The organism is Acinetobacter sp. Ac8 (genome assembly GCF_055392545.1).
The window spans coordinates 668,720-684,350 of record NZ_AP043689.1; the positions used below are offsets into that span (position 1 = coordinate 668,720).

Sequence of the window (15,631 nt, forward strand, 5' to 3'; positions counted from 1 at the left end):
ATCGCTAAATGCGATTAAATTAAATGAACATTAATCTTTATCGTGGAGTTGATCTCAAAATTAAATTTATAAGTAATTGTTGTAAGAGTTTTATGAAAAATTTTGTTATTAGTTTATCAACGGCTCAAGAGCGCCGTAAGCACATCGATGCTGAATTTGCAAAACAAGAAGTAAATTTTGAATTTTTTGATGCGATTACACCTGCGAATTTAGATATCGCGATATCTCAACTTGGGATGGTCGGGTATACAACAAATTTACATCAAAATGAAGTGAGTTGCTTACTCAGTCACATGTTGTTGTGGAAAAAAGCCATAGATGAGCAACTTGATTATATTGTAATTTTTGAAGATGATATTTATTTAGGTGAGCATGCAAAAGATTTTTTATTGGATGATGCATGGATTCCAAAAGAATGCTCAGTGATCAAGTTGGAAGTCTTTTATAAAAAAATTGGTGTGGCGTTAAAACAACAAAACCTTTCAGCTCCCAACGCTCGTAAGCTATTGTTATTACGCGAGGCGCATATGGGGTGTGGTGGTTATATCTTATCCCTAGATGTAGCAAAAAAATTACTCAGTTTTATCGTTGAATCAAAAGTATTGATTCCAGTCGATCACTTTTTATTTAGAGAGTGCCCTGAGCTTGAAGTGTACCAACTTAGCCCGGCATTATGTATTCAAGATATGATCTTGAGGAGAGGTAATACACAATTTCCTAGTGCCTTAGAGGACGTGAGAAACCTCAGAAAAGGTAAGTCTCTAAAAAAAGAAAACTTGAAATTCAGTGCTAAATTGGAAAAAGAATGTTCACGAATTTTTAGAAAAATTCAAAAAATGTTGATTACGCTGACAAAGTTTAGACAGGGTATTCGGGTTGTGAAAATAAAATTCCGTTAAAATTTAATATTTAAATATGATTTTGAGTATTGATTAGTGGTAAGAATTTGCTTATTTATACAAATTCCTGCCGCCCTCTAATTTCCTAAATCGTTTATAACCCCATAAATACTGTTCAGGAGCGATATTAATCATTTGCTCCATTTCTTTGTTCAAGGTATCGACAGAAAGCTGTAAATCTTTAGAATTAATATCTTGAGATAGTGCAGTAAAATGTAAATCAAAACCTGAGAAATCAGGGCGGCGAACACAGGTTAAACCCACGACTGAACATTGGGTTTTTGCAGCAAGCTTTGAAAGCAAAGTTGAAGAAAATGCTTTTTGCCCATAAAAGTCAGAATAAATACCGCCAGACTCTTTGGGAATATGGTCAGGAAGGATAGCGGTAAATCCACCTTGTTTTAAATGTTTAAATAAGGCACGTACACCAGTATCATCAGTGGGTACCAATGTTGCATTTAAGCGTTGGCGAGACTCTAGCATAAACTGATCTAAGTCTTTATTTCGACTCGGCTTATACATGATAACGGGATGAGTATGTTGATTGATCCACGCATTCATGAGTTCCCACGCCCCAAAATGAGGGACCACACCAATACTACCATTGGGATTCTTTAATGCATTGAGAAAAATCTCAGGATTATAGACCTGTTTAATTTGTGCTAAGGCGAACTCTGGAGGAGATCCCCAAATTTTAATTGACTCTGCATAAGTCATACATTGACTTTTTAAACTGGCTTTAATCAGTTGATTACGTTGTTGTTCATCAAGCTCAGGATATGCCGCAGTTAAATTCAATTCAGTGGTGCGTTTTGCTGAAGAATTACTCATAAACAATAAATTCCCGACACCTCTAGCAATACTTTGTATCATACCTAGAGGTAATCGAGAGAAAGTTTTAAGTAGCTTATACATTTAATTAATATTAGTCGCGGTCAGCATTGCCTTTCAACACCAAGTAAATCAGTGCCGAAATAATAAAGAAACCAGCAATAAAACTGCTCATGCTGAAATATAAAATACGTTGATAAGTATCTAAATTAAACAACTGATGGCTTAGGATATAACGCATAAATCCCCATTGAACCACTGAAAATACAATGATAATAATTGTATGACGAAGTACATTAGGTCGCATAGCCATAGGTTTTCACCTCAAAAGTTAACAGCGATAGTATGCCATTTATGAGAACTTATCTCAATTAGAACCTATCGAAATAAAATACATACGCAAAACAGAAAACCCTGCATAGCGCAGGGTTTTCGATCAAACAGCTAAAAATTATTTAGCTTCTTCAGCTTTCGGTTTTTCGCGTAAACGAATACCCAAGTCACGCAATTGATTTGGTTCAACTGGCGCAGGTGCTTGAGTTAATGGACACTCAGCCGTTTTAGTTTTCGGGAAAGCAATCACGTCACGGATAGATGATGAACCTGTCATCAACATTACTAAACGGTCTAAACCGAATGCTAAACCACCATGAGGAGGCGCACCGAATTTTAAAGCATTTAATAAGAAACTGAATTTTTCTTCAGCTTCTTCTTCGCCAATACCTAAAGCTTCAAAAATGGCTTTTTGCATTTCTAAAGTATAGATACGCAATGAACCACCACCGATTTCAGTACCATTCAATACCATATCGTAAGCAACAGAAAGTGCTGCACCTGGATTGCTTTTCACTTCTTCAACACTTGATTTTGGAAGTGTGAATGGGTGGTGAACAGAGGTCCATTTACCATCATCAGTTTCTTCAAACATTGGGAAATCAACAACCCAAAGTGGCGCCCACTCGGTTGTTGACATGTTCATGTCGTGACCAATCTTGATACGTAAAGCACCCATTGCATCATTTACAACTTTGGCTTTATCGGCACCAAAGAATACGATGTCGCCATTTTCAGCACCAACACGCTTTAACAAATCAAGCACGATTGGTTCGATGAATTTAACGATAGGTGATTGAAGACCTTCGATACCTTTTTCAAGTTCATTGACTTTAATATAAGCCAAGCCTTTCGCGCCATAAATTCCAACGAATTTAGTGTATTCATCAATTTGGCTACGTGGCAGTGAACCTGCTCCTGGTACACGAAGTGCAACAATACGGCCTTTAGGATCTTTTGCTGGGCCGGCAAATACTTTGAACTCAACGTCTTGCATCATGTCAGCAACGTCTACAAGTTTCAAAGGGATACGTAAGTCTGGTTTGTCAGATGCATAATCACGCATAGCATCTGCATAAGTCATACGTTGGAATTTGTCGAATTTTACGCCAAGAAGTTCATTGAACATCTTAACGGTCATGCCTTCCATCAAATCCATAATATCGTCATCGTTTAAGAACGATGTTTCGATGTCGATTTGAGTAAATTCTGGTTGACGATCTGCACGTAAATCTTCATCACGGAAACATTTTGCGATTTGGTAATAACGGTCTACACCACCAACCATCAACAATTGTTTAAATAGTTGTGGTGATTGCGGAAGTGCATAAAAGCTACCATTTGAAACACGGCTAGGTACTAAATAGTCACGCGCGCCTTCAGGTGTTGCACGTGTCAAGATTGGTGTTTCAACATCCAAGAAGCCATGTTCATCTAAGTAGTTACGAATTAACGTGGTTACTTTAGAACGGAAACGTAAGCGATCAATCATTTCTGGACGACGAATATCGAGGAAACGATATTTCAGACGGATTTCTTCAGAAATATTGGCATTTTCATCATTCAATGGGAATGGTGGAGTTTCAGATGCAGCAAGAACTTCGATTTCTTTACCTAAAACTTCGATTTGACCACTCACCATATTGGCATTTTCGGTGCCTTCATAGCGACGACGTACACGTCCTACAATTTTTAATACATATTCTGAACGTGCTTTATCCGCAGTTGCAAATGCTTCTGGGGTATCTGGATCGATGACGACTTGAACGAGACCATCACGATCACGCATATCAAGGAAAATCACCCCACCGTGGTCACGGCGACGATGTACCCAGCCGCAAAGCGTTACAGTCTGGTCAATTTGAGCTTCGGTTAAAGAACCGCAATAATGAGTTCGCATCATAGCGTTAAAAATCCAACTATATGGGTTAAGGAAGCGAGTACGTAAACAGCGCATCGCCTAAAAATGTAATGTGAGATTATGCCTCTTTGAGCGGTGAGTCACAAGGACTTGGGGCAAAAACTAGCATGTTGCCGAATAAATTTAAGCTGATTTCGAGAAAGTTTCAGTGACTCAAACGGCAAATAGAGCATCATTCAAAATATTTTTTATAATTTAAATAATGAAACAATAGACAACCTAAAGTGAAACAAAGGATTGAACCTTGGGTAAAAAATTTCATAAACAAGCCAATCAGCACATATAGATCAGTGTCTTGTGGAACGACGCCTATACTTTTGGCAACATACACATAATATAAGCAGCCACTAAAAAATGAGCTTACAAATAAGCTTATACAGAAAAAATTTACTTTAAGACTGCGTATTTGAAGGGCTCTATATTTAAAAAAGTAATGCAAACCCATCCACATTAAAAACGGTAAAGCCGCAGCAGAGCAGCCGATTTGTAGGACTTTATGCATCGGATAAATACGATCAAACATACTGACGGATTGCGCTAAAAATTCTTTAAAAGCGAAAGTTCGAAAATCTAAATGGGTTAAACCATCCCAAATAATATGGGTTGCTGTACCTAAGATAATCGCCAATACCATCCAAATTAGAAATTGAAAAAAAGTTGAAAAAGAAACAATGTTTAATGGTTTTTGAATGCCTAAAAACTTAAATAATAATGGGCGATATAAGCTATACCAAAGTAAGCAGAACAGTAATCCCACCAATAAATCTGGATAGATAATTCCTTTAAACTGATGATTTAAATAAATTTCAGTTTTAACCAATACTCTATACAAATCTGGTGTCATTGTGCCAATCGCGAGTGCTGCAATCGGCAAGCGATTTCCTGAAAGTTTGGACAAAGGTGGCGCTAAAACAGCATGTGAAAGTGTAAAGGGCATTGAAAATAGGTTATTAAAACTTATATTAGGAAATTATTCGTTAATTTGTTGTTTACATCAATGAATTAAATGTAATTTCAAAGTAGAATATTACAAAAAACTGAGTAGATCTAAAGTGTCAATGTTTGAAAGCTATTCTTTGATGATAAAAAATAATAAATTTATTTTTTTAATATCTATCCTTTTTGTTATTGTATTTGCGCATTATATTTTTAATGATAATTTTCGGCATTGGAATATTTCCATTGTTTTAATTTTACTTTTTACCTATTTGGGGGTTAAAGGGGAAGTTATAAAACCAAATTTTTATCTGATTGCATTTTGTTGTATTGGTTTTATAAGTACTACTGTATTAAATCATTCACTTTTTCGACTTGATTCAGTTCCGCATAACCTATTGAGTACGTATAAGCATATTATTAACCAGTATATTTGGTTTATTCCATTTATTTTTTTACCGACAATTTATTATAAAAGTAATTTTAATGCCGAGTGTTTTTATCGAATATTGTTTTTTATATTGTTTTTGTTGACCCCTTACTTATTGTATTGGGGGGTAATGTTACAGTTTGATCGCGGCCTGTTTAGTATTTTCTTTAATCCAGTGATTAGTTATGATATCGGCTTTATTTCGCTCACAATACTTTTGCTATGTTATTCATTTTATTTAAAAGGTAAACAATCTTATTTATATTTGGTGACCAGCTTACTCTGTATGTTTCTTTTAATCCTTCATGGCACTAGAGGAGCATGGCTGGGGTTGCTATTTGTATTGGGCTTTTTAGTTCTTTTCTATACTAAAACTCAATTAAAAAAAATCATTTTGATGCTGGGTTTGGTTGTTTGTTTTATTGGCATAAATATGGCTATTCCAAATTCACCACTGCTAAAAAGAGTTGAAAACTTTCAATCTGATTCACTCAATATTCGTAATAATAATTATCAAAATAGTTCGGGAATTAGATTATTCCTTTGGAATAATTCAGTGGAAATGTTTAAAACCTCACCTTTCACAGGAATCGGGATGTATGAAATAGAAGCTGATAATTGCCGTTTATATGAACGAGGCGATTTACCACATTGTTTTCAGCACATGCATAGCATCTACTTCCATGAATTAGCAGCAAATGGTTTGATTGGATTTATTGGTTTATTGATGACATTTTTGACTGCTTTGGTTTTTTTTATAAAGCATATCTTTGCTAAAAATTTGCTAATTCAAAACTTAGCAATCACTGGTACAGTGTTCGTAATCTATTATATGTGTAGCGGTCTTACGGAATATTATTTATTTTTTCAAAATACGACCTATGTGTTCTATTGGGTGACTGCTTCTCTTATGAGCTTTATTTTGATTAATAAGCTTATGAAAACAAAATAAATTTAATTTTAAATGCAAAGGAAATCAGTTTTGATTTCCTTTTTTTATTGCAAAAATATTGAAATGTTATAATATAACATAATTCAAAAATATTGAGCTTTGAGAGCAATCGCATGTCCTTTACCAAAAGTGCCCTAACACTTTCCATTTCTGCAGTTATTTCAACTTCTATTTGGGCTGAAGATCAAACCAATACTGAAAAAAATCCACAACAATTAGAAACCATTACCGTTGTTGGACATCCCTTGGTCCGTTCAAGTCAAGATTTTGGCGTTGCAGATGAAACTGTTTCACGTGAAAAACTACAACAGGCGGGCACGACTTTAGGTGAAGCACTCAAAGATGAATTAGGGGTCTATTCCAATACCTTTGGGGCGGGTTCTAGTCGCCCTGTAATTCGTGGGCAAGAGGGGGCACGGGTTAAAGTGACTCAGAATGCAACAGAGACAATGGATGTTTCAAGTTTGTCACCCGACCATGCCGTCACTGTAGATCCGCAGTTGGCACAAAAAATTGAAGTCATTCGAGGACCATCAACATTATTATATGGGGCTGGGTCTGTGGGTGGCTTAGTCAATGTGGTTGACAGCAAGATTCCGACAGCGATGCCTGAAAATGGTTATGAAGGCAATGTTGGTCTGCGTTATAACACGGGCAACGACGAAAAAATGGCACATGCTGGGGTGACTGTTGGATTAGGTTCAAATGTTGCATTACGTGTAGAAGGCTTAAAACGTGACGCCAATGATTACATTACCCCGAACTATATCGTAACAGAAGAGCATGGTGATCATGCACATAGTACGAAAGAGCGTCGAGTTGGCAATACATTTTCAGAGTCTGAAAATGTAAATGTGGGCTTATCTTGGATCGGTGAACGTGGTTTTGCAGGTGTGTCTTATAGCAATCGCCAAGATCAATACGGTTTACCTGGGCATAGCCATGAATATGAGTCATGCCATTTACATGGCTTATCACTGCATTGTGGTGGGCACGATGATGACGATCATTCTGGTCATGATCATGGTGAAGAAGACCATGATCACGCTGAAGCAGGGCCATGGATTGATATGAAAACAGAACGTTATGATTTTCGTTCTGAGCTCAATGAACCTTTTGCTGGCTTTAAAAAACTTCGTGCACAAGCAAGTTATACCGACTATCAACATGATGAAATTGAAGGAAGTACAGCAATGACAACCTTCAAGAGCAAAGGTTATGAAGGTCGTGTTGAGTTGTTACACAATCCGATTGCTGCTTGGGAAGGTGTGTGGGGTGTCCAAGCCAGCCAGCAAAAATTAGATATCACAGGTGAAGAAGCGGTTCTTGCGCCAAATAAAACCCAAAAATATAGTGTATTTGGCTTAGAGCATCGCCAATTTGGTGATTTTCATGTGGAATTAGGGACTCGTTTTGATCATCAAACAGTGGATGTCGATTCAGCTCAAAAAGACTTTGATGGTAATGCATTCTCATATTCTGGTGCTGTGAATTGGGCATTTGCACCAAATTACACGCTCTCTTTAACAGGTTCTCATCAAGAGCGATTGCCTTTAGCGCAAGAACTTTATGCTGATGGAAAGCATTACGCGACCAACACCTATGAATTGGGCAATCAAGACTTAAATAAAGAGAAGTCAAATAATGTGGAATTAGGTCTTCATTATGACAATGACAAGTTGAGCTATCATGTACATGTCTATCAAAATTGGTTTGATAACTACATTTATGCCAAAACTTTGGATCAATACGAAAACTTCCGTTTGATCAAATATAGTCAAGATAAAGCCAAGTTCTATGGGACAGAAGGTGAAGTCGCTTATCAGTGGAATGATGTGTATAAAACCAGTCTATTTGGCGACTATGTACGCGGTAAAATTGAAGATGAAAATGCACCGCGTGTTCCTGCTGGTCGTTTAGGCGCTCGTATAAATGCTGAGTTTGATGAGCGTTGGTCTGGTTCAGCAGAATATTCACATGTGTTTAATCAAGATAAATTTGCGTCTTATGAACAAGAAACCAAAGGTTATAACATGGTGAATCTAGGCGTTGCTTATCAATATCCTTTGGCCAACAAACAAGAAGCGAAAGTATTCTTTAAAGCCAACAACCTGTTGGACGAGAAGATTTATGAACACACTTCTTTCTTATCGAATATTCCACAAATTGGACGTAACTTTGTCATAGGTATGGACTATAAGTTCTAATTATTTGCAATCATTCACCAAATCGTTATTGAAAAATAAAGGAATTCGACCTAGGCTCTAAGGGTCTGCCAATACTTCATCTGTATTTGCGACAACGAGTGTTTTTTAGAGGATACAAGGCATGAGCTATGAAATTTAGTGATCTAAATGAGTAGGTCATAACGATGTAGCATCAAAAAACACTCTAGTCCCTCAAGGGTTGTGGTTAAAATTATCTCAAACATCGTTATGAAACTTGAAAATAGTCTCGCTATTCTCTTCATTTCATGCCTTGTTTGCTCAATTTTAGCCGACAACGCAAGTTATATATGAAATGTTGACAGACCCTAAATTGGTCTAGGTCTTTTCTTATGCGTATCTTCAATAAAATTCAAAACAAACTGAATTGGTCAAAACGTCGTTATTTCGGCATTATTATCGGCATATTGGCCTTAGGATATCTCTCATCTGCGATTTATCATGTTTATAAACCGCTTCCTAAAGGGCTGAATTTTACCGGACCATTGCGTCACGCCAATGTAAAATTTATTGCCGATGAAACCTATATTGATGCGCAAGGGAAGCAGCAACTTGATCAACATATCTTTGATCAGGTGTTACAGCTGATTAAGCAAGCCAAGACCACCATTGTGATTGATATGTTTCTATTTAACAGTGAAGTCGGCGATTCTAAAGTTCAGCAACGAGAATTAACCAAGCAATTAACCCAAGCCTTGATTAATGAAAAAATTGTAAACCCAAGCTTAGAAATTAAGTTTATTACCGATCCAATCAATTCTGTTTATGGTGGAATTCAGCCTGAACAATATCGTCAATTACGTTTAGGCGGTATTGACGTGATTGAAACGAATTTAACACCACTCCGCGCATCTAATCCTACTTGGTCTGGGATATGGTATTTATGCTGTCAGGATATTGGCAATAACCCAAATAAAGGCTGGCTGAATAATCCATTTGGTAAAGAAAAAATTACAGTCCGCAGTTATTTAAATTTATTTAATTTTAAAGCCAATCATCGTAAAACCATTGTGGTCGATACAGCGGAAGGTTGGAAAACCATCGTCACATCTGCCAATCCTCATGATGGTAGCTCACGTCACTCCAATATCGCATTAATGGTTGACGGTGCAACTGCGACAGATATTTTAAATACTGAACAAACCGTCGCGCATATGTCGGGAGGTGATACGCCTTTTGTTGCATTTGGCAAACTACCTGAAAATCCAAATAATCCTCAGGTTCAAGTACTCACTGAAAAAGCAATTTATGATGCAGTCTTAAATATGTTGGCGTCAGCAAAAGCCAATGATCAAATTGATTTAGCCATGTTCTATTTGTCAGAGCGCCAAATTGTTAAAGGTTTAGTTGCAGCCAAGCAACGTGGAGTGAAATTACGTATTTTGCTTGATCCGAATAAAGATGCATTTGGTCGTCAAAAAAATGGTATCCCAAACCGTCAAGTGGCTTCAGAGTTAAATGACGCAGGAATTGATGTGCGTTGGTGTAATACCCAAGGTGAGCAATGCCATAGTAAGATGATCGTAAAGCATAATGCGCAATCTGCAGAAATGATTTTAGGTTCTGCCAACTTTACCGCACGTAATTTAAAAAATTATAATTTGGAAACTGATTTACGCGTGGTTGGCAATCCACAACAACAAGTCTTTATCAATGCTGAACAGTATTTTAATACGGCTTGGTCAAACTTAAATGGGCGTCAAATGAGTGTGGATTACAGCAAATACGCTGATGAATCAAAACTTAAATACGGGATTTACCGTTTTATGGAATGGAGTGGTTTGTCGACGTTTTAGTATTTCAATTGTTTGAAAGCAGAAGTACTGTATTTGCAAAATAAATTAAAAATATAAGTGATTAAGAAGCTCAAGTCGATATTTGAGCTTCTTACTGCATAATTCTAGGTTTTTGAAATTTATTTAGATTAAATTACTGAGGATTTGGTGGAACTAACTCATCCAAATCTTTATTTGAAATATGATCTAACTCATGTAAATCAGTTTTGATTTTCCATTTGCTTTCATCATCTACGGGTTTTGGTAAACGTGCCTCTAACCAGTCACACACCACATCGGGCGAAAAATCTGCATGGTTACATTGAATCACCCAAGCTAAAAATTGTTTCGCTTCACCATTCATATACGGAGGAGGAGAAACGGGTAAAAACTGAGTCGGAAGGCGTTCATTTTTAGAAATATAATTTAGAACGTGACCAAGTTCTTGTACAGTTTGCCATGCTAAAGGGTGGTCAATATTGATTTGAAATTTAAACCACCATGCTTGTTTGCCATCTGAACCATAGCTATCAATAAATGCCTCTTGCACACTTGGGATTTTGCAAAAAAATTGATGTAAACGGTCAAAGCTCAGTTCAGCCACAATACAGCACTCATCAGATTAAAATTATATTTTATCAGATTGATGTCAGAATTTACCCAAGTTGATGTATAAACAATAAAGAAGATTAAATTTTGACTGTAATTCATCCATTATTTATCTTGAATGATATATTAAGCTGTTGTGTATACGTTCAAGTTTGGAGGTTGAAATGAAACAGATACTCAGTTTAAGTGTCTTGATGTTGATGCTTTCAGCAACTTCAACAATGACATGGGCAGACGCTAAAGATTGGGCGAATTATCGCAGTGTTGAGCGGCCTCAAAAGAAATATCCAACAACGACCTATAAATATACAGATCAATATGGCCGCCAAATGTCACAGGAGATTCCTGTTCGACCTCAATACCAGCATCCCTATCCAACGTACCCAAGTTATCCGAATAGGCCCTATCCGCATCCCAATGGTCCACATCCAAGTTACCCACCACAAAATGGTGTGACGATTATTTATAATCACCAGTTTCCAACTCGGACGGAGTATTCAGGTAGCAGTTATGGTTATGTAAATGGGGAGGGCGGTCATATAGAAAGTTCGCAATACACGTTGATCAGTGATTGGCGCCGTTATGGTTTACCTGATCCGCAGGTTGATATGCATTGGATTTTCCAGAATGGTCGTTATTTACAAGTGCCCAATGAGCGCTGAACGTGATTTAAAAGCATCATCATGATCAATAGCAATGCGTATTAAATTTTCAACACATTAAAAAAGTCCCTTCTCCAGTTTGTCTTAGATTTTAATACAGTATTACTTTGATTTTGCTTAGGGAGAAGGGCAAGCGTATGAATCAAGACAAGAGACTAAGCCAGTTCATCGTCTTCTGGTCGTGGTGTTTTGCCATGGGGCAATGATTTTTCAGTATGCTTATCGCGAATGACAGAAGGATATGTCCAAGATGCATATCTCACGATCAAAATTGCAATGGCTAAAATTAAAACCGATCCCGTAATAATCACTAAATCCATATCTGCTTTATGGTCATGCTGTATATCTGAAATTAGTAATCGCGTGAGTGCGGTGATTGCGATATAAATTAAGAAACGTACAGGCATGTGGTTGGTCTTAAAATAGATCCCCACCATCGCGCCTAATTCCAAATAGATGAATAACAATAAAATATCGTCAATACTGGCGTATTGTTTAACAGTTAAAATTTCAATAATTGTATGTACCGCTGACCAAGCGATCATACAGCCAATGATAAACAGCGCAATATAATGAAATGCTTCTACTGCAATATTGCCCAATTTATCGAGGAGGTTTTCTATTTTTTCTATACGTGGATCTTTATTCATAACATCCTCCATTTGCCTGTGTTATTTACGATTAAACACTATGCAAATTTCATGCACATGAAAAAAAAGTGAAATGTTTATAGTGAATAAATCACAACGATTTAATTAAGAAATTGATCATTTCCTTTGATTAAGCTATAGATAGATTATTTTCAATACAATTAAAGGAATAACAATGTATTTGTACCGACCAATTGGGCTTTTTGAATATCAATTGATTGAAAAGAGTGGCTTTAAAAATTTCCCACCAAGATTGTATTGGCAACCTATTTTCTATCCTGTTTTAAATCAGAAATATGCTGAAAAAATTGCTTTGGACTGGAATACCAAAGATCAAGCAAGTGGTTATATTGGTTATGTCACTCGTTTTGAACTAAGTGATGAATATCTGGCTCAGTTTGAAATACATACGGTTGGTGATGACTTTTGTCAGGAGTTATGGATTCCCGCTGAGCGATTAGATGAGTTTAATCAGCAAATTATAGGCAACATTGAAGTGGTTAATATTTTTAAAGGTGAAGCTTTTACTGAAAATGCTGAATTACCTGAAATATTTAAAACCAGTCCAGATGGCTCGAAAGAGTATTAGGAAATAAAACATGTATCTTCCTACTCATTTTAAACAAGAGAATCTCCCTGAACTTTTCGATTTAATTGAAAAGAATCCATTGGGAAGTTTGATGGTTATCTATGATGGTGAAATTGAAGCGAATCATATTCCTTTTGAATTGGATCGTTCAGCTGGCAAGTCTGGATTGTTACGTGGGCATATCGCCAAAGTCAATCCTTTATTGAACGTGTTAGAACAGATTCAATCGGCTTATGTGATTTTCCATGCTGAACAAAGTTATATTTCACCGAATTGGTATCCAGGAAAATTTGAGCATCATCGGGAAGTACCGACATGGAACTATCGTGTTGTGCATGTGAAGGGAACAATTCGAAAAATAGATGATGAAAAATATTTGCGGGGTATTTTGGCACGATTGACTCGACAACATGAAGCACCACAGGCGCTACCTTGGAAAATGGGAGATGCGCCCAATGATTATATCGAAGAGCAACTAGAAAAAATTGTGGCGATTGAAATCGAAATAGATTCAATTGTAGGGAAATTTAAAGTCAGTCAAAATCGCAGCGCTGTGGATGCCACAAGTGCGGCAAATGCTTTGCAAAACCAATCTCCAGAGATGGCTGAATCGATTCGGAAGTTTTATCCAAAGTAAGATTATCTGATGTAACTTGATTTATATTGCGATCAACTTTTGTAGCCAGACGATATAATTGCACTATCATTGATTTTAAGATGTGCAGAAAAGCAAACATAACTGCTTTATGACGTTCAAGAGAATAGATCAGTAGGTGTTCTAAAAAAAGCATCAGTTGTAAATAAAAAAAACGCCCGAATCATCGGGCGTTTTATGTCTTATTTCAATTGATGATGAAATTAAGCCTGATTCGTAAAATAATCTTCGCTGAAATTCATAATAACTTCTGCACCTGCTTTGATTTTAGCAACACGTGCATTTAAATCAGGCAAGAGGCGTTGGATGAAGTAATGAGTCAATGCAAGTTTGTCTTGGTAGAATTGACCTTGCTTATTTTTTGCAGCATTGGCAATACGAGCAAACATATAAGAGAAGCTTAATAAGCCAACAACATGCAGATACTCTACTGCCGCAGCATTTGCGAAATCAGCATTTTCTTTTGCACGTTCTAAAATATGCTGCGTAATCATATCTACTTCAGTTGCAATATCTAAAGTCGCATCTTTAATGAAGTTTAAGTCGGTATCTAGACCATTGGCAAAATCACGGATCTCTTCAATATATTCAGCAATGAATTCACCATTACATTTAATTGTTTTACGACCAATTAAATCTTGTGACTGAACGCCGTTGGTACCTTCATAGATTTGCGCGATACGTAAGTCACGCACACATTGTTCCATGCCCCATTCACGAATATAGCCATGACCACCAAACACCATTTGCGCATCGATTGCAGCATTAAACGCGGTGTCTGTTAAATAGGCTTTGGCAATTGGCGTCAATAATGCAACACGATTATTTGCCTTCGCTACAGCTTCAGGATCAGTTGAAAATTTAGTAATGTCGAGCTGTTGACCAACGTAAACAGCAAATGCACGAGAAGCTTCATTGTTGGCACGTGCATTGAGTAACATACGACGCACATCACCATGTACAAGGATGCTGTCAGCAGGTTTGTTTGGAGATTTAACACCTGTCGCACTACGGCCTTGTACACGATCAGTCGCATACTGTGCTGCATTTTGGTATGCATATTCAGAAGCACCTAGGCCTTGAATACCCATCGACAAACGTTCGTAATTCATCATCACGAACATAGCTGCAAGCCCTTCATTTTCTTTACCAACAAGGAAACCTTTGGCTGCATCAAAGTTCATGACACATGTTGCAGACGCTTTGATTCCCATTTTGTGTTCAATTGAACCAGGACCCGCTGTATTACGTTCGCCTAATGAGCCGTCAGCATTGACGAGGAATTTAGGCACGATAAAGAGTGAGATCCCACGTGAACCCGCAGGTGCATCAGGTGTTTTTGCTAAAACAAGGTGAATGATGTTGTCAGCAAGATCGTGATCACCACCAGTAATAAAGATTTTAGTACCAGTAATGTTATATGTACCATCTTGATTAGGTTCAGCTTTAGTTTTGATGATCCCTAAATCTGTACCTGCATGAGGTTCAGTTAAACACATCGTACCAGACCATTCACCTGAATAGATTTTAGGTAAATAGGTTTCTTTCTGTTCTTGAGATGCATAGCTATTTAACGCCATACCCGCACCAACAGAGAGAAGCGGGTAGAGCATGAATGATGGGTTGGTAGCAAATAACATTTCATCTGCAAGTACAGTCAGCATTTTTGGCATTGCTTGACCGCCCCATTCCTCTTCAGCACCTAGGCCAATCCAACCGCCTTCAGCGTATTGTTGGAATGCTTCTTTAAAACCAGCAGGTGTCGTGACTTTGCCATTTTCATAATGAGCGCCTTCTTCATCACCTGTACGGTTTAAAGGAAGCGTAACATTTTGTGCAAATTTAGCCATTTCTTCTAAAATTGCTTCAGCCGTTGCCGCATCAACATGTGCAAGCTTTTCGTTGGCTTGCCAGAATTGCTCTGCATTGAAAACGTCATTCAGAATGAATTTCATATCTGCAAGTGGCGCATTATAAATTGGCATGTTCGTTCACCTGTTTATTGTTTGAATCTGTAGACTTAGATCAGTTTAACCAACAAGCATGTATGTTGTTAGATGGTCTAAGTAAATAACGCTCTATTTATAAAGAAAAAGGACTGCCAAAGCTATGACCGTCCTTTCTCTATTTCTGCACTCTTGAGTACAGTTTTTTAAATACCTAG

Annotated in this window: 14 protein-coding genes; 7 read left to right on the forward strand and 7 right to left on the reverse strand. The window is 37.2% G+C overall.

Features of this window, described 5'->3' with window-relative positions:
- The first annotated feature begins 92 nt into the window (after positions 1-92).
- Complete coding sequence (locus ACZ5QH_RS03195; RefSeq protein WP_303576733.1) at positions 93-899, forward strand: glycosyltransferase family 25 protein; 807 nt, start codon at positions 93-95, stop codon at positions 897-899.
- 51 nt (positions 900-950) lie between these two features.
- Here ACZ5QH_RS03195 and ACZ5QH_RS03200 read toward each other — a convergent pair whose 3' ends face one another.
- The 4 genes from ACZ5QH_RS03200 to ACZ5QH_RS03215 all read right to left on the reverse strand — a co-directional run bounded on the left by ACZ5QH_RS03200 (position 951) and on the right by ACZ5QH_RS03215 (position 4,921).
- On the reverse strand, positions 951-1,814 hold the full coding sequence (locus tag ACZ5QH_RS03200; RefSeq protein WP_303576734.1) for a lysophospholipid acyltransferase family protein: 864 nt from the start codon (positions 1,812-1,814) through the stop codon (positions 951-953).
- 10 nt (positions 1,815-1,824) lie between these two features.
- Positions 1,825-2,043 carry a hypothetical protein gene (locus ACZ5QH_RS03205; protein WP_004723114.1) on the reverse strand — a complete coding sequence of 73 codons (219 nt, stop codon included), beginning with the start codon at positions 2,041-2,043 and terminating at the stop codon, positions 1,825-1,827.
- A gap of 138 nt (positions 2,044-2,181) precedes the next feature.
- On the reverse strand, positions 2,182-3,966 hold the full coding sequence (gene aspS, locus ACZ5QH_RS03210) for an aspartate--tRNA ligase (RefSeq protein ID WP_004819069.1): 1,785 nt from the start codon (positions 3,964-3,966) through the stop codon (positions 2,182-2,184).
- A gap of 190 nt (positions 3,967-4,156) precedes the next feature.
- Complete coding sequence (locus ACZ5QH_RS03215) at positions 4,157-4,921, reverse strand: DUF4184 family protein (protein ID WP_303576735.1); 765 nt, start codon at positions 4,919-4,921, stop codon at positions 4,157-4,159.
- Positions 4,922-5,480: 559 nt separating this feature from the next.
- Between ACZ5QH_RS03215 and ACZ5QH_RS03220 the strand changes: the two genes are divergently transcribed.
- From ACZ5QH_RS03220 to ACZ5QH_RS03230, 3 genes are all read left to right on the forward strand, one after another.
- Positions 5,481-6,302, forward strand: a complete 822-nt coding sequence (locus tag ACZ5QH_RS03220) for an O-antigen ligase family protein (RefSeq protein WP_303576736.1) — start codon at positions 5,481-5,483, stop codon at positions 6,300-6,302.
- 113 nt (positions 6,303-6,415) lie between these two features.
- Complete coding sequence (gene znuD / locus ACZ5QH_RS03225; RefSeq protein ID WP_303576737.1) at positions 6,416-8,509, forward strand: zinc piracy TonB-dependent receptor ZnuD; 2,094 nt, start codon at positions 6,416-6,418, stop codon at positions 8,507-8,509.
- Positions 8,510-8,859: 350 nt separating this feature from the next.
- The gene (locus ACZ5QH_RS03230) at positions 8,860-10,323 is read left to right on the forward strand and encodes a phospholipase D family protein (RefSeq protein WP_303576738.1); all 1,464 of its coding nucleotides are present in this window, start codon (positions 8,860-8,862) and stop codon (positions 10,321-10,323) included.
- Positions 10,324-10,456: 133 nt separating this feature from the next.
- Here the strand turns inward: ACZ5QH_RS03230 and ACZ5QH_RS03235 are convergent, their stop codons facing one another.
- A complete protein-coding gene (locus ACZ5QH_RS03235) occupies positions 10,457-10,906 on the reverse strand; it encodes a hypothetical protein (RefSeq protein WP_096733160.1) in 450 nt (149 codons plus the stop codon).
- A 169-nt stretch (positions 10,907-11,075) separates the two neighbouring features.
- On the opposite strand from ACZ5QH_RS03235, the gene ACZ5QH_RS03240 reads away from it, so the two are divergent.
- Entirely contained in the window at positions 11,076-11,573 is a 498-nt protein-coding gene (locus ACZ5QH_RS03240) for an RcnB family protein (RefSeq protein WP_303576739.1), read from the forward strand.
- Positions 11,574-11,728: 155 nt separating this feature from the next.
- On the opposite strand, the gene ACZ5QH_RS03245 is transcribed toward ACZ5QH_RS03240, so the two are convergent.
- Positions 11,729-12,223 (reverse strand): phosphate-starvation-inducible protein PsiE, encoded by a 495-nt coding sequence (locus tag ACZ5QH_RS03245; RefSeq protein WP_004723097.1) that lies wholly within the window; start codon positions 12,221-12,223, stop codon positions 11,729-11,731.
- Between the two features lie 175 nt (positions 12,224-12,398).
- Between ACZ5QH_RS03245 and ACZ5QH_RS03250 the strand changes: the two genes are divergently transcribed.
- Together ACZ5QH_RS03250 and ACZ5QH_RS03255 are read left to right on the forward strand one after the other, a co-directional pair.
- The gene (locus ACZ5QH_RS03250; protein WP_096733164.1) at positions 12,399-12,812 is read left to right on the forward strand and encodes an ADP-ribosylation/crystallin J1; all 414 of its coding nucleotides are present in this window, start codon (positions 12,399-12,401) and stop codon (positions 12,810-12,812) included.
- A 10-nt stretch (positions 12,813-12,822) separates the two neighbouring features.
- A complete protein-coding gene (locus ACZ5QH_RS03255; protein WP_303576740.1) occupies positions 12,823-13,449 on the forward strand; it encodes an FMN-binding negative transcriptional regulator in 627 nt (208 codons plus the stop codon).
- Positions 13,450-13,670: 221 nt separating this feature from the next.
- Here ACZ5QH_RS03255 and ACZ5QH_RS03260 read toward each other — a convergent pair whose 3' ends face one another.
- Positions 13,671-15,452, reverse strand: coding sequence for an acyl-CoA dehydrogenase C-terminal domain-containing protein (locus tag ACZ5QH_RS03260; protein ID WP_004723090.1), 1,782 nt, complete (start codon positions 15,450-15,452; stop codon positions 13,671-13,673).
- Positions 15,453-15,631 lie beyond the last annotated feature (179 nt).

What these genes read in the sequence shown, in the direction of transcription:
- ACZ5QH_RS03195 (WP_303576733.1), top strand. Translation starts at nt 93, where the DNA reads ATGAAAAATTTTGTTATTAGTTTATCAACGGCTCAAGAGCGCCGTAAG.
- ACZ5QH_RS03200 (WP_303576734.1), bottom strand. Translation starts at nt 1,814, where the DNA reads ATGTATAAGCTACTTAAAACTTTCTCTCGATTACCTCTAGGTATGATA.
- ACZ5QH_RS03205 (WP_004723114.1), bottom strand. Translation starts at nt 2,043, where the DNA reads ATGGCTATGCGACCTAATGTACTTCGTCATACAATTATTATCATTGTA.
- aspS (WP_004819069.1), bottom strand. Translation starts at nt 3,966, where the DNA reads ATGATGCGAACTCATTATTGCGGTTCTTTAACCGAAGCTCAAATTGAC.
- ACZ5QH_RS03215 (WP_303576735.1), bottom strand. Translation starts at nt 4,921, where the DNA reads ATGCCCTTTACACTTTCACATGCTGTTTTAGCGCCACCTTTGTCCAAA.
- ACZ5QH_RS03220 (WP_303576736.1), top strand. Translation starts at nt 5,481, where the DNA reads ATGTTACAGTTTGATCGCGGCCTGTTTAGTATTTTCTTTAATCCAGTG.
- znuD (WP_303576737.1), top strand. Translation starts at nt 6,416, where the DNA reads ATGTCCTTTACCAAAAGTGCCCTAACACTTTCCATTTCTGCAGTTATT.
- ACZ5QH_RS03230 (WP_303576738.1), top strand. Translation starts at nt 8,860, where the DNA reads ATGCGTATCTTCAATAAAATTCAAAACAAACTGAATTGGTCAAAACGT.
- ACZ5QH_RS03240 (WP_303576739.1), top strand. Translation starts at nt 11,076, where the DNA reads ATGAAACAGATACTCAGTTTAAGTGTCTTGATGTTGATGCTTTCAGCA.
- ACZ5QH_RS03245 (WP_004723097.1), bottom strand. Translation starts at nt 12,223, where the DNA reads ATGAATAAAGATCCACGTATAGAAAAAATAGAAAACCTCCTCGATAAA.
- ACZ5QH_RS03250 (WP_096733164.1), top strand. Translation starts at nt 12,399, where the DNA reads ATGTATTTGTACCGACCAATTGGGCTTTTTGAATATCAATTGATTGAA.
- ACZ5QH_RS03255 (WP_303576740.1), top strand. Translation starts at nt 12,823, where the DNA reads ATGTATCTTCCTACTCATTTTAAACAAGAGAATCTCCCTGAACTTTTC.
- ACZ5QH_RS03260 (WP_004723090.1), bottom strand. Translation starts at nt 15,452, where the DNA reads ATGCCAATTTATAATGCGCCACTTGCAGATATGAAATTCATTCTGAAT.